This is a genomic window from Peptoniphilus sp. DNF00840 (assembly GCF_001553125.1).
Taxonomy (GTDB): Bacteria; Bacillota; Clostridia; order Tissierellales; family Peptoniphilaceae; genus Peptoniphilus_A; species Peptoniphilus_A vaginalis.
This window is the reverse complement of the sequence record NZ_KQ960189.1, coordinates 1-15,184: the sequence shown is the minus strand read 5'-3', so window position 1 is coordinate 15,184 and position 15,184 is coordinate 1. Positions and strand designations below refer to the sequence as shown.

Below are 15,184 nucleotides of genomic sequence, written 5' to 3'. Positions count from 1 at the left end.
GTAAGTGGGTACTCACTTACTGTGCTTGCTATTAAAGTTATAAGCGTTAAGCTTGCTATTAAAGTTATAAGCGTTAAGCGTGTTATTTATATTAAATCAATTATACCATACTCAGAATATAATTTCAGGGCACTATTGACAAAAGTATAAGAAAATGATAATCTATATTAATAGAACGAGTGTCGGTCAATAGGTGGTGAGGTTTTGGCAAAGAGAAATGTAAAGGATCCAGAAGAAAGAAAACAGGAGCTTATAAATATAGCATCAAGACTTTTTGAAAAGGATGGATATGAGAAAGTTTCTGTGCGAGATATTCTCGCAGAAGTTAATGGAGCGCCGGGAATGTTTTATTATTATTTCAAATCAAAAGAAGATATTTTCTTGGCTTGTATGGAAACATATTTTGAAGAAAAACTAAAAAATAAGTTGGATATACTTCAAAAAAAGGAAATGGATTACGAAGAAAGAATAAAAATTGTAAGAGAACTTATAGTAAAAGATATCGGTCAATTTACAACAAGATATAATTTTTCGAAAGAGAATTCAATTACAGATAACTCTTACAGGCTATGGGAATTAATTCATTACATTGGAAAATTTATAGATGTCTATTCAGAGTTTATAATTGAAGGAATTGAAAATAAAAAAATAGAAAATAATATGGGAATAAACAGAGAAAATGTGAGAAGTTTTGCAGCTTTTATTTTATACGGAGCTGTTGGAACAATATATAATGACTATATTATTAAGGGAGAAAACAAAACAAATTCAAGTGAAGCCTTTGGAATAATAAGCGAACTATTTCAAAGACCTCAGTAGAGAAAAATAAAATATAAGTATTTTACAAGGGAAACATCAACGGTGTTTTCCTTGTATTAGTTTTAAGGTAAATGAACGAACTCGTTCGGTAAGGAGGCACGTTTTAGATGAAAAAGAAGAAATCAATCAAAGATATTATTTCCTACAGTGAAATAAAAAAAGGACAACTTGTAGGAGGAATATTATTTGTTAGTCTTGGGATGCTATTAAGTATTTGTCCAATTTTGGTGATATACAAAGTCATAAAATCTCTATTTTTATATGGAAAATTAGAACAAAGTACAATACAGTTCTGTATCTATGGACTTGCAACAGTGATATTGGCATATTGCTTAACTTACATTGGCGGTATTTTATGCCATAAGTTTTCATATGTTTTAATAGCTAACTTAAAAAAGAAGATATTATTTCATATTGGGAATCTTCCTTTAGGTTTTTTTACCGGAGACAACAAGTCAAAAATAAGGCAAGTATTAGGATCGGACATGAATCAAATTGAGGGATATTTTTCTCATCAATTACCAAATTTAATTTCAACTTTAGCACTAATTTTAGCAATGATAATTGTTATGTTGAAGATAAATTTAATATTAGGTCTTACGACTTTGTTAATTATATTTGTCGGTTTAGGAATTCAGATTGCAATCATGGCGAAGATTATAAAGTCGGGTGGACTTGAGAAGAATTTTGCGATTTTGGATCAAATTAATTCAGCAACTACTGAATACGTTAAAGGTATGCCGGAAGTGAAAATATTTGGAACAGGAGCAAAATCATTTAAAACTTTTTCAAAGTCAGTAGGAGAATATAGAGACTTTACAAGTTCGATGACATCAATGATAAGACCAGGATTTGTCTCATTTAGAATGTTTATTTTATCTGTTGCAACATTCATAGTTCCAGTAGGAATACTTTTAATGTCACGAAATAATAACTTGGATTTTGCTACAGTATTTATTTTCTATTTGATTCTTGCACCTGCTATTAGCGTACCTGCATTAAAACTTAGAGATTTTGCAGAAGGGATGAATTTACTAAATGAAGTTGTTTTGAGAATCTATGAAATTATAGATGAAAAAGAATTGGCAATTGAAAATAGCGAGGAAGAGATAAAAGGTCATGATCTTGAATTTGAGAATGTAAGCTTTTCTTATGGAAATGAAGAGGTTTTAAAGAATATAAGCTTCTTTGCTAAACAAGGAGAAGTTACAGCATTGGTTGGCTATTCGGGAGCAGGCAAATCTACTATTGGAACGCTAATACCGAGATTTTACGATCCTTCAGAAGGTTCTATTAAAATTGGTGGAGTTAATATAAAAAATATTACGATAAACGCCTTAATGGACAAGATAGCATTTGTTTTTCAAGACAGCGATTTAATCACAGATACAGTTTTCAATAATGTTGCTATGGCAAAGATGGGCTCTACAAAAGAAGATGTCATAAAAGCATGTAAAAAAGCAAGATGTCATGATTTTATTGTAAAACTTCCTGAAGGATATGACACAGTTTTGGGTAAAGGAACTTATTTATCTGGAGGAGAGAAACAACGTATTGCCGTAGCAAGAGCGATTTTAAAGGACGCACCAATATTAGTATTAGACGAAGCAACGAGTTTTGCTGATTCTGAAAATGAATATCTTATGCAGGAAGCTTTGTCTGAATTGGTTAAAGATAAGACAGTTATCATGATTGCTCATAGGTTAAATACCATAGAGCATGCAAATCAAATCTTAGTAATATCTGATGGAAAAATTGCAGAAAGAGGTAAGCATGAAGATTTAATCGTTGCAGATGGAATATATAAGAGACTCTTTGATATTTATAAGAAGACAAATATTTGGCAAATGGATATAGAAGGGAGTGAGAATGAATGATAAGAAATATTACATTAGGAAAGATGAATAATATAAGAAAATCAATTATTTTAAATGTTTTGGCATCTATTTCCAACCTTATACCATTTATTGCTTTGGCGAAAATTGTAGAAACACTATTTTTAAATAGAGGTGCAGATAGTATAGATACGAGCCTTTTATGGAAGTATTTTGGGATAATGGCAGTATTTTTCTTAATAACATTCTTATTGGAAAATTTAGCCACAAAATATACCTATGAACTTGGATACAAGACAAGTGCAGATGGAAGAATAGAGCTTGCAGACCACATAAGAAAACTGCCGATAGGTTATATTTCAGGGAAAAGCTCGGCAGAGATTTTAGATACATTAATGAATGATTTTTTCAAAGTTGAAACGGCAGTAACTCATCAATTACCTCAATTTTTCAGTGGTATATGTGTAGCGGTTCTTTGCTCAATATTATTTTTGGTAATTAATGTAAAAATGGGAATAGCAACACTTATTGGATTACCGATTTCTATTCTCCTTCTTACACTCATGCAAAACTTTCAGAAAAAAATTTATTTAAAAACAAAGAACATAAGGATAAAAGAGGAAGAAGATATAAACGAATACTTGGATGCCATTAAGACTCTAAAAGCTTATAACAGCTTAGATGATACATTAACAAAACTTGAAGAAGATATAGATAACTCGAGAGACGCAAATATTAAGAGTGAGAAAGGAGTTGGTTCATTAACTACTATAGCAAGTATGATTTTAAGAATAGGACTTCCTTTGATGAGTTTAGCAGGTTCCTATTTATTTATAAATGGATCTTTGGAAATTGATACATTTTTAATGTTCTTATTTGTAGGCACAAGGATATTTGATCCCTTGGAGCTTGCACTTGTAAATTATACAGGTCTACAAATGGCATCAGTTTCAGGAGAGAGAATCATTAACTTGCTTAACGCTAAACCTATGTCAGGAAATTGCGATGTAAACGAAAGCAACAAAATTAAAATCTGTGATGTTTCATTTTCTTATAAAGAATCTAAGGTTATCGATAATGTTTCATTAGACATTAATGAAAATGAATTAACTGCTTTTGTTGGTTACTCTGGCTCTGGAAAATCTACACTAATTAAATTAATATCCAGATTTTATGATCCTAATGAAGGGAAAATTAAAATTGGTGGGGTAGATTTGCTAACAGCCGACCCTGATAAATTAATGGATAAATTTTCTGTTGTTTTTCAAGATGTGTATCTTTTTAAAGACACAATTTATAACAACATAAAATTTGGTAATGAAAATGCAAGTAAAGATGAAATCATGAATGCTGCAAAAATGGCAGGAGCTTATGACTTTATAGTCAATAAAGATGATGGATTTGACACTATGATTGGACAAGGAGGAGCGACTCTGTCTGGAGGTGAGAAACAAAGAATATCAATAGCGAGAGCAATATTAAAAAACGCCCCAATAATACTACTTGATGAAGCAACATCTTCACTTGATCCTGAAAATGAACTTATTATACAAGAAGCAATATCAAATTTAATTAAAAATAAAACAGTTGTGGTTGTAGCTCATAAATTAAGGAGCGTAATGGGAGCTGATAAAATTGTTGTTTTAGACAAAGGAAAGGTAGAGGAAATTGGGAAGCATGAAGAACTTATTAAAAATGAAGGACTATATAAAGACTTATGGAATTATCAAGAAAAGTCTAAAGAATGGAAGATTGTGCAGTAACAATCAATTTTAAAGGAGAAAATTTATGAAAACACAAAAGAAATCATCAAAAAACGCAGTTACAGCTGGTGTTTTAATTGCACTTTACTTTGTAACATATGCAGTCATTGGGGCAATATCTATGCCTGTCCCTGTTTTATTTTTACTAATGCCTATGCTTGTAGCACTATTTGCTGCACCAACCTATCATATGCTTCTTGCAAAGACAAAGTCAGCCACTGCTATTGTAATCGCAGCTATCTTACCAAGTATTTTATTAGTTGCAACTGGGCATATTCCAATTGCACCATTAGTGGCAGTGCCTGCCGGAATAATTGCTATGTTCATAGCAAAAGGTGGGAATTATACAGACTTTAAGAAAAATACAATTAGTCATATGTTTTTTTCTCTAAACTTATTTGGAGGATTCTTACCAATTTGGGTTATGAGAGAAGCATTTTTTGAAAGTGTAATAAAAGGTGGCTTAGATCAAAGCTTTTGTAACACAGTAAGAGCATGGACACCAATATGGATGTTACCAGTTATGATTATAGGAACATTTGTATTCTCTTTGATTGGTTCTTATTTTACAAAAAAAATATTAAATAAAAAGTTGGAATCCGCAGGAGTTTTATAATGGAAAATTCAAAGTTTGTTCTGGGGTCAAAATATGACCTCAGAACAAAACTTATCTTGCTTATAGGTGCGAATATTTTAATTTTTTTAGGGTTTGATTGGATCTATCAAAGCCTTATTACATTATTTTTCCTTGTCATTATTATTAGCGATGGTTATAAAAAATCCGCTATAAGGTATATTTTATTTTTTGTAATAAGTGTAGTATTGGAAAAATCTTTAGCCTATTTTAGTATGAATTTTCTTTTGAATTTAATTTTATTTATCTTGGCAATTGGAAGAAAATTTTTGCCATGTATTATCGTGGGTAAATGGATTTTAAATTCAACATCTGTTTCCAGTGCAGTGGCAACTTTACAAAAATTAAAACTTTCAAAAGACTCGCTCATAATGATTTCTGTAATATTTAGATGTTTGCCTACTATTAAAGACGAATGGAGTCATATAAATATGGCGATGAAAACTCGAGGAATTAATTTTAACTTAATCAATTTAACAAGAAGACCAACATTAATTATGGAATATTTTTTTGTGCCCTTGTTCGTAAGTGTGATAGAAATTGGGGATGAGCTCTCTCAATCAGCCATTATAAGGGGACTCGATGCTCCTGTTAACAAAACAAGTAGACACCTAATTAAGTTTAGAAAAAATGATATTGGTGTTCTAATTCTTATGATTTTAATTTTATCAATAGTAATATTTATGAAAGTGTCAGGGTGGGATTTATGATTGAAATTAGAGAATTAAGTTTTAAGTACAAGGGAGGATCCGATTACTCATTAAATGATATAAACTTGAAAATCAAAAAAGGGGAATGCATTCTTCTATGTGGCAGGAGCGGTTGCGGAAAGTCCACTCTATTAAAGCTCATGAACGGCATAATACCTGAGTTTTATGATGGGGACATTTCTGGCAGCGTTATGGTCAATGGTATGAATACATTTACAACACCAATTTATAAATTATCTAATAATGTAGGCTCGGTTTTTCAAAATCCTAAAACACAGTTTTATACAACCAATACAACCGATGAAATTGCTTTTGGTTTAGAAAATTACGGAATAGAAAGAGAAGTAATTAACAAAAGGATTGAAGAAGTTGAAAAAGAGCTTCATCTTGAAAACTTGATGAATAAAAATATATTCAATCTTTCTGGAGGAGAAAAGCAGAAGATTGCTATAGCAAGCATTTACGCATTAAACCCTGAGATATTTATTCTTGATGAACCATCTTCAAGCTTAGACATAAAGTCAATGAAAGAACTATCGCTTACAATAAAAAAGCTTAAATCTTTAGGAAAAACTATTATTATTGCAGAACACAGGTTGTGGTATTTAAAAGACATTGTTGATAGAGCAATATACTTAGAGGATGGAAAAATCATCAGAGAATATAGTATGGATGAAATTGAAAATCTAAGTGAAGATGAACGAATGAGAACAGGACTTAGGCATTCTGATTATAAAGCTATTGAAGGATTTGATGATTTTGAAACTTCAAATAAAGGGACTTTATTAGAGTTAAAAAATCTGATATTCAAAAGAAATACAAGAATAATCTTGTCCATTGAGGATCTTAAATTTTGCTATGGGAATATTATTGGGATTGTTGGAGAAAATGGAATTGGGAAGTCTACATTAGCAAAAATTATATGTGGCTTATACAAAGAAAATAAAGGTAAAATTTTAAAAGATGATGAGAATTTAAATATAAAAAGTAGGCTAAATAAGAGCCTACTTATTATGCAGGAAGTGAATTGTCAGTTATTCACGGACACTGTTAAAGATGAAATAGTATTAACATCAAATATTAAAGATGATAATGCTTTAGATACTTGGTTAAAAGATATGGAGTTAAAAAATATCAGTGATAGAAATCCTCACACCTTGTCAGGAGGACAAAAACAGAGAGTAATTATCTTATCCGCTTTACTATCCGAGAAGAAAATTCTATTTTTTGATGAACCAACTAGTGGATTGGACTATAGAAATATGAAAATAGTAGCTAAAAACATAAAGAAAGTAAAGGAAGAAGATAAGTTGATTTTAATAATATCCCATGATGTTGAGTTTTTAGAGTCAGTTTGTGATAAAGTGATTGATTTCACGTCTTTATGAAAATGCATACATTAGTAAATTACAAGAGGGACATATGATACAAACGCAAGAAAAACGAGAAGTTGTAAATAGTATTTTTTATAATATTCCATAAAATAAACTTTATAATAGATTTTTTTCATTTTAGAGGACTTTTTATGCCTATGTGCAGAAGTCCTCCTTTTTTTGTCTAAAAACGCAGATAAAAAAAGAAATGGAGGAAATTAAATGCCAAAAGAATATTACCTTTATGTCAACGGACAAAGGGTTAAAGTCCGCGAGCAGATATACAAAGTCTACTGGCGAGAAAAAGAACACGAAAAGTATTTGGAGCAGGTGGACAAGAAAAAACACTTGCTCTTTTTTTCGTCTCTAAATCACGATGGGAATTTTGAAGATAATCTAGAAGATAAAACTGTTGATGTTGAAAAAGTTATAGCTACACAAATGATGATTGAAGCACTAAGAAATGCAATATCAAAGTTAAATAAAGATGAACGGGAAATAATTGAAAGATTATATTTCAATGATGAAACACTTTGTGCAGTAGCAAAGATTCAAAATATATCACATCCTGCTTTAATAAAAAGACGAGATAAGATTTTAGAAAAACTAAAGAAATTTATAGAAGAAATATAATTTCTGGTTACCAAAGAGGGCAAATTTTCCTTTATAAAGTGAGGGGAGTTTTGTCCTCTTTCTATTTTAAAAGAAATTTAAACAATATTTGAACCTTAACAATTGAATAGACCAAGACAAGACATTAATCATTTTTGGAACGTAATAACCTATCCGCCAAGATCTTTCTGCTGAAAAATTCGGCAAAACAAGTACTGCTATGCAAAAAGCAAGGGAAGAAGAAAGGGAGCGATAAGTAAGAGTTTGAATATAGGGAGGGATACCCTATCCGCTAAGAAGAAAATGAGGATAATGATACTTCTAAGGTTGAAGCCGGCTCATCCTGAACAGAGGCGGAGGTGAGATTCCTATGTTGCTAATCCAAGGCACTTGTCAATGTCAAAAAACTTTAATTTTATATTGTGAGGTAAAACCTATGAATACAAAAGAAAAGAAGAAATATAAACCTAAAGAGCAAATATCAAAAGAAGATTATTCTAAAAAAATTACTTACACTCAAAGTGATAAAGAATCCCTCGACTTACTAGATATTGTAGAGCGTTATTTATGTAAAGCTTGTATAAGACTATAAGCTGGGGTGCTGACTTAAAAACTTGGGTGCGGTAAAATATAAGTGGTAGAAGAACTCCTTAATGACTATTTGCTTAAATACAAATTAAGGAGGTTTTGTGATGGAAAAATTTGCTTGTATTTATCTTCGTTTATCGAGAGAGGATGGAGATAGCACAGAAAGTAATTCTATTTCAAATCAAAGACAGATTATCAAATCATATGCAAGGGACAATGATTTTAAAGTTGTTGCTGAATATGTAGACGATGGCTTTTCAGGATCTAATTTTGACAGACCAAAATTTAAGAAGATGATTCAAGATCTTGAAGAGAAGAAGTTCAAAACAATTATTGTCAAGGGCTTATCCCGTTTTGGGAGAGATTATATCGAATCAGGTAAATATCTACAAAAGATATTTCCAGAAAAAGGTATAAGGTTTATATCCGTAAACGATAACTATGATAGTGAAAATGCAGATGTAAGCGATACACACTTAATTCTTCCAATAAGAAACTTTATTAATGATTCTTATTGTAGAGATATTTCTATGAAAGTTAAATCTTCAAAAGAGATCAAAAGAAAGAATGGTGAATTTATTGGTGCATTTGCTCCTTTTGGTTATAAGAAGGATAGCAAAAACAAACATAAGTTAGTCGTTGATACAGAAGTTTCACATATAATTGAAAGAATCTTCAATATGAAGATAGACGGTTATTCTTCTAAGGCTATTGCAGATTTTTTAAATAGCATAGGTTGTGTAACACCATCTAAGCATAAAGAAAATTCTGGTGATAATCATACTACTGGTTTTATTGTTAAAGACTCTAAATGGGACGCAAAAATGGTAAATAGGATTATTACAAACAAGGTCTATATAGGAGTGCTTGAACAAGGAAAAACTAGAAAACTAAATTACAAGTCTAAGAGAGAAGTAGAAGTAAATGAAGAAGATTGGATTGTAATAAACGACTCTCATAAACATATTATTTCAAAAAGTATTTATGCTTTAGCTAATAAGATGATGATGAGAGATGTAAAGCAATCAGCAGATATACCACATATTTTATCAGGAATGCTTTATTGCAAGGACTGTGGATCTTCAATGGTTAGAAGAAAGGTTAAGTCCAAGAATGGATATAATATTTTTTATATTTGTTCTCACTATAATAACAAAGGAGATTGCACAAGACATAGTATAAAAGAAGACTATCTACTGGATATGACTCTTTTTGCACTTAAAGATTATTTAAAAAAATATAATGAACTACTAAGTCAAGTTAATAAGTTAGATGTATCAAAAGTTACATTTAATATTGACTTTGAAAGCTTAAACTCAGAAAAGAGAAAGTATGAAAGACTTAGACAATTTTTATATATGGACTTAGAAGACGAACTTATAACTTCTGAAGAGTTTGAAAGGTTCAGAAAAAATTATCTTATTAAGATTAGGGAAATAGAGAAACAAATTGCTACAAAGAAAAATATACTTGCCAACTTGCAAGAAAAGATGACAAATAAGGACAGTTTGGTTTCCGAAATTGTTCCCACTGATTTAAGTAGTCTAAATAGGCTAACAATTGTATCTTTTATAGATAGAATTGAAATCGGAGAAAATAATGAGATTAATTTTGTCTTCAATAATTTGGAAACAGTTAACTTACTGAAGACCCTTATAAAAGAAGAAAGTAAAAGTAAGTCCGAAGGAAAGAAGAATTTGATTTCAATAAATAAGGTATTTGGAAATGCTCTTGAAAATAAGACTCCAATGCAATTAGTTGGAGGTGTTTTATAATGGCAAGAACTTCCAAAAGATATATTGAAAAGAAAAATGAAAAGACAGAAAGAAAAGTCTTTAAGGCCGGAATTTATACAAGATTATCTAACGAAAGAACAGAAGAGTGGAGAGAAAAATCATACTCAATAGAAACTCAAATCCTATCTTGTAAAGAATATGCATTAAAAGAAAATATAGATGTTTTAGAAGTTTATACTGACTATGAATATAGTGGGACAAACTTTGAAAGACCATCATTTCAGAATATGATGCAAGATATTAGGGATAGAAGAATCAATTGTATTATTATCAGAGATTTATCAAGACTTGGAAGAGAATATCTTGAAATGGGAAGATTAATTGATAAAGTTTTTCCATTTTTAGGTGTTAGATTTATTTCTGTTAATGATAAATTAGACACAGTCAAAGAAACAGATTCAAAGAAATCTTTTGAGGTTACTCTTAAAAATATTATCAACGATATGTATGCTAAGGATATTTCAGTTAAGATAAAAACCTCAAAACACAATAGAGCAAGAAATGGATACTTTATTGGATCTGTTCCACCTTATGGCTACAAGATTAAAAAATCTAAAGAAGGTCAAAAACTTGTAATTGATGAAAATGTTAGATTTATTGTGGAAGAGATGTTTGATTTGACTCTTCAAGGCAAAAGCCAGTATGAAGTAGCAAAGCATTTTAATGAAAAAGGCTATGCTCCTGGAATGATTTACTATAAAACTGGGAGAGTTTACAGAGAAGATGATGATCCTGAATGGAATAAAGGGACAATTTCTAAAATGCTTACAAACCCAGCTTATACGGGGACTTTAGTACAAGGAGTTAAGCAACAAAATCTTGCAAAAGGAATTAAACAACATTTTGTAGATGAAAGTCAGCATATAATTTGTGAGAATGCACATGAAGCAATCATTTCTAAGGAAGTTCACGAAAGAATCTTACGAGAAAGACGAGAGAGAAAGAAAAATCATGTTTTCAGTTCGCCAATGCACAATTTTGAAAATAGGGACTATGAGAACAGATTTAAAGGTCTTGTAATCAATAATAATACTGGCAAAGAACTTAATAGAAGAACTCGTATCTATGGTAAGAATAGAGATAGACTTTATTATTCATTTCAGAACGAAAGATTTAGTGGAAGTATAAAACCCGAAAAATCAGTATTCATTATGGAAAGGGATTTGGATCAGGCTATTAGTGATAAGATTTCTGAGTTTATTATGAAGACAACTAGCAAGACAAAATTTGTTAATCGAATTAAAGCTAGATTTAATAAAGCAATAGATACTTTTAAGAAAGACATTGAAAATCTTAAAAGAAAAAATCTAAATGAAGAAAATATCATTCAAAAAGCCTATGAAGACTACAGTCTAGGCAAAATTGATAGAGATGAGTATCTATTAAAAAGAGAGATTGCTCAAAGTCATATGGCTACATTTGATAATGAGATTTCAGCAATTGAAGTTAATATATCAAAACTTAAAAAAGAAAGATTAAAATCAACAAAATGGATAAATGATTTGTATGCTTCAAAGAATTTGGAAAAGCTACCTGGAGATTTAATCCATAGCTTAATTGAAAAAATAATAGTTTATGATAAACACGAATTTGAAATAGTCTTTAAATTCAATATAGATAATTTGGTAGGAGGAACAAGCGATGAGTAAGATTGCTCTTTATATCAGATTATCCGTTGAAGACATGATAAAGACTGATGAAAGTGAAAGTATCATAAATCAAAGAGCATATCTAAATGATTATCTCGATAAGAATGAAGAATTTAAAAATTTCACAAGAGAAGAATATGTTGATGACGGATATTCTGGAACAAATGAAAATAGACCAGCCTTTCAAAGAATGCTTGAAGATGTGAAGAAAAATAATATCCAGACAATAATTGTAAAAGACTTGTCCAGATTTATGAGAGATTATATAACACTTGGAGATTATCTTGAAAATATATTTCCGTTCCTAGGAGTAAGGTTCATTGCCATAAATGATGGCTATGATAGCAACAAAGAAAAGGGAAATGGAACAGATTTAGATATTCAATTCAAGGGACTATTATATGATTTCTATACAAAAGATATTTCTGAAAAGGTAAAGTCATCTATGACTACACTTAAAAAACAAGGAAAGTTTTTAGCTTGGAGTCCACCATTGGGATATATGAAAGATCCTAATGATAAACACAAAATCATAGTTGACGAAGAAACTGCCTGGATAGTAAAGAAGATCTTCAAACTTGCACTTGATGGTATATCTTCAAGAAATATAGCTAAGATATTAAATGAGGAAAAAATTCCAACACCATCAAAAAGAAAGAGCGAATTAACCAATCTTGACTTTGAATATTCAATAATTAGAACTGCGAAAAAACCTAGACCAACTTGGACTAATGGCAATGTAATAGATGTATTAGCAAATGAAAATTATACTGGAACTTACACTTTTAATATGCAAGATAAGTCAGTGTTAAATCCGTCTTCTTTTAAATTTAAACCAAAAGAAGAATGGGGAAGAGTTGAGAATAATCATGAAGCTATTATATCTAAAGAAGACTTTGAAAAAGTTCAGAAGATTAAGGAGAAGAATCTATTTATGAAAGGTAAAAACACCGATTATGAATGGAGGAAGAAATCTCCACTACAAGGTTTTGCAAAATGTCCAACTTGTAATCACATTCTAGGATGTACTCAATCAAAAAGAAAACGACAAGATGGAACTATAAGAGTTCACACATATTTTACTTGTAGGATATGTAAGTGTAATAATGTAAAACACAAGAACTCAAGAGCAGGAAGCCTTGAAGAGCAAGTATTTGAAGCAATAAAAGAAAAATATGGTCTAGAAAATCCAATCAAGGATGAAAAAGTAAAAGTTAAACCTATGGAAAAATCTATCGAGGATCTTGAAACAAAGAAAATGCAAAATTTTGAGAAGTATAAATTAGGCAAGATGAATAGACAAAAATTCATTGACTCTAAAAATTTGATAGATGAAGAAATACAAGTAATAAAAGAAAAAATACAAAAAGCAAAAGAAGAAAAAGAAGTAATAGACAACACTAAACTTACCAGAGAATTGATGGAAAAATATATAGATTCAGTACTCTGTGAAGGAAACGAAGTGTTGAACATAATATGGAAGTAGCAAAGGGGGTGAGCAATCACTCTCTTTTAAATTACATAACAATAACCTCTTTTTTGTCATAAGCTTGACATGAGAGGGAAGTGGGTCCCTGCTTTTGCAAATGAAGAAGCAATTTGATGAGCATATAATTGACGAAGGCTTCTTTGGTCAAGAAATCAACATGACCAACTTCAACCTAGCCCGTATGAATATGTTCCTCCACAATGTCAACTACAACAACTTTTCCATAAGAAGAGGAGACACCCTAATAAATCCCCTTCATGGAGATGAAAAACCCTTTGATGCCATTGTTTCGAATCCACCTTACTCAATAAAGTGGATAGGAGATAAGGATCCAACACTTATAAGTGATGAGAGATTTGCCCCAGCAGGTAAATTGGCACCAAAATCTTATGCAGACTATGCCTTTATCTTACATTCACTTTTTTATTTATCAAGTCAAGGAAGGGCTGCCATAGTTTGCTTCCCAGGAATTTTTTATAGGAAGGGTGCAGAAAAAACTATTAGGCAGTACCTAGTGGACAACAACTTCATCGACTGTGTAATTCAACTACCAGAAAATCTCTTCTTTGGAACATCTATAGCAACTTGCGTCCTCGTAATGGCGAAGAACAAGACAGAAAATAAAATCTTATTTATTGATGCAAGCAAGGAATTTAAAAAGGAAACTAACAACAACATCTTAGAAGAAAAGAACATCAAGACTATAGTAGAGGAATTTAAAAATCGTGAAGAAAAGGAATACTTCTCCAGATATGTAGATATAGATGAAATAGTAGAAAATGACTACAACCTTTCAGTTTCCACTTATGTAGAAAAAGAAGACACAAGGGAAAAGATAGACATCAAGGTCCTCAACAAAGAAATTGATGCAACTGTAAAGAAAATAGACGAGCTAAGGGCTTCTATAAATGAAATAGTAAGGGAGCTTGAAGATGAGTAAGATAGATGAATTATTAAAGAATGAAAAGGTCGAGTGGAAGAAGCTAGGGGAAGTTTGCGATTTTATAAATGGGTATGCTTTTAGAAGTAATAAATTTAAGAATGAAGGTAGTCCTGTTATAAGAATTACAAATATAAACTCTGGTAAAATAATTTTTTCAGATTTAAAGTATGTTGACTTAAACGATTATCCTAATTTAGATAAATACTTACTATATCCAAATGATATTTTAGTAGCAATGTCTGGGGCTACAACAGGAAAGATTGGATTTAACTACACAAATAATACTGCTTACTTGAATCAACGCGTTGGTAAGTTTGTACCAAATATAAATGTATTAAACAATAGATTTTTATTTCATTTTTTATTTAGTAAAGAAGATTTAATATATAACCTTTCAAGAGGAACAGGTTCACAACCAAATTTAAGTAAATCAGACATAGATGATATTGAAATTCCAATTCCATCCCTTGAAACACAAGAAAAAATTGTTAAAATACTTGATAAATTCACAAATTATGTTACTGAGTTACAAGCTGAGTTACAAGCTGAGTTACAAGCAAGAAATAAGCAGTATGAGTACTATAGGGATATGCTTTTAAGTGAAGAATACTTAAAGAAAGCAACAAAATATAACTTAGAAAAGTTAAGTGAACTAAACTATTTTAAGCTATATGAATTGGTAGATATAATAGTTGGGTCTGATGTGCCGAAGGATAGCTTTTCAAAAATTAAAAATGAAAAATATAATATACCAATATATAGTAATGGAACTGATGAAAATTCATTATATGGATATACAGATAAAGCTAAGGTTTTTGAAGATAGTATTACAATATCAGCAAGAGGTACGATTGGATATGTTAGTTTAAAAAATGAGCCATATTATCCGATAGTGAGACTTATTTGTTTAATTCCAAAAAATGATATATTAAATTTAAATCTAAATTGCAACAATAAGTTAGCCACTTTTGAA

At 30.6% G+C, this 15,184-nt stretch carries 12 protein-coding genes and 1 pseudogene; all 13 read left to right on the top strand.

Features of this window, described 5'->3' with window-relative positions:
* Window positions 1-204 precede the first annotated feature (204 nt).
* Window positions 205-819 carry a TetR/AcrR family transcriptional regulator gene (locus tag HMPREF1864_RS00615; protein WP_062570909.1) on the top strand — a complete coding sequence of 205 codons (615 nt, stop codon included), beginning with the start codon at window positions 205-207 and terminating at the stop codon, window positions 817-819.
* A 107-nt stretch (window positions 820-926) separates the two neighbouring features.
* Window positions 927-2,696, top strand: coding sequence for an ABC transporter ATP-binding protein (locus tag HMPREF1864_RS00610; RefSeq protein ID WP_062570908.1), 1,770 nt, complete (start codon window positions 927-929; stop codon window positions 2,694-2,696).
* Window positions 2,693-4,417, top strand: coding sequence for an ABC transporter ATP-binding protein (locus tag HMPREF1864_RS00605; RefSeq protein ID WP_062570907.1), 1,725 nt, complete (start codon window positions 2,693-2,695; stop codon window positions 4,415-4,417). The genes HMPREF1864_RS00610 and HMPREF1864_RS00605 overlap by 4 nt, the downstream gene beginning before the upstream one ends.
* Before the next feature lie 25 nt (window positions 4,418-4,442).
* The gene (locus HMPREF1864_RS00600; RefSeq protein WP_062570906.1) at window positions 4,443-5,033 is read left to right on the top strand and encodes an MptD family putative ECF transporter S component; all 591 of its coding nucleotides are present in this window, start codon (window positions 4,443-4,445) and stop codon (window positions 5,031-5,033) included.
* A complete protein-coding gene (locus HMPREF1864_RS00595; protein WP_062570905.1) occupies window positions 5,033-5,761 on the top strand; it encodes an energy-coupling factor transporter transmembrane component T in 729 nt (242 codons plus the stop codon). The genes HMPREF1864_RS00600 and HMPREF1864_RS00595 overlap by 1 nt, the downstream gene beginning before the upstream one ends.
* The gene (locus tag HMPREF1864_RS00590) at window positions 5,758-7,149 is read left to right on the top strand and encodes an ABC transporter ATP-binding protein (RefSeq protein ID WP_062570904.1); all 1,392 of its coding nucleotides are present in this window, start codon (window positions 5,758-5,760) and stop codon (window positions 7,147-7,149) included. Before HMPREF1864_RS00595 ends, HMPREF1864_RS00590 begins: the two co-directional genes overlap by 4 nt.
* Before the next feature lie 207 nt (window positions 7,150-7,356).
* On the top strand, window positions 7,357-7,767 hold the full coding sequence (locus HMPREF1864_RS00585; protein ID WP_062570903.1) for a sigma-70 RNA polymerase sigma factor region 4 domain-containing protein: 411 nt from the start codon (window positions 7,357-7,359) through the stop codon (window positions 7,765-7,767).
* 349 nt (window positions 7,768-8,116) lie between these two features.
* Entirely contained in the window at window positions 8,117-8,338 is a 222-nt protein-coding gene (locus HMPREF1864_RS08575; RefSeq protein WP_062570902.1) for a hypothetical protein, read from the top strand.
* Between the two features lie 100 nt (window positions 8,339-8,438).
* Window positions 8,439-10,109, top strand: a complete 1,671-nt coding sequence (locus HMPREF1864_RS00575; protein WP_062570901.1) for a recombinase family protein — start codon at window positions 8,439-8,441, stop codon at window positions 10,107-10,109.
* On the top strand, window positions 10,109-11,779 hold the full coding sequence (locus tag HMPREF1864_RS00570) for a recombinase family protein (protein WP_062570900.1): 1,671 nt from the start codon (window positions 10,109-10,111) through the stop codon (window positions 11,777-11,779). Before HMPREF1864_RS00575 ends, HMPREF1864_RS00570 begins: the two co-directional genes overlap by 1 nt.
* Window positions 11,772-13,265 (top strand): recombinase family protein, encoded by a 1,494-nt coding sequence (locus tag HMPREF1864_RS00565; protein WP_062570899.1) that lies wholly within the window; start codon window positions 11,772-11,774, stop codon window positions 13,263-13,265. Before HMPREF1864_RS00570 ends, HMPREF1864_RS00565 begins: the two co-directional genes overlap by 8 nt.
* Before the next feature lie 76 nt (window positions 13,266-13,341).
* Window positions 13,342-14,208, top strand: a pseudogene (locus HMPREF1864_RS00560) (type I restriction-modification system subunit M); the annotation flags it as partial.
* Window positions 14,201-15,184, top strand: a 984-nt coding sequence (locus tag HMPREF1864_RS00555; protein ID WP_062570898.1) for a restriction endonuclease subunit S, incomplete at its 3' end; no start/stop codon positions are given. The pseudogene HMPREF1864_RS00560 and the gene HMPREF1864_RS00555, both read left to right, overlap by 8 nt.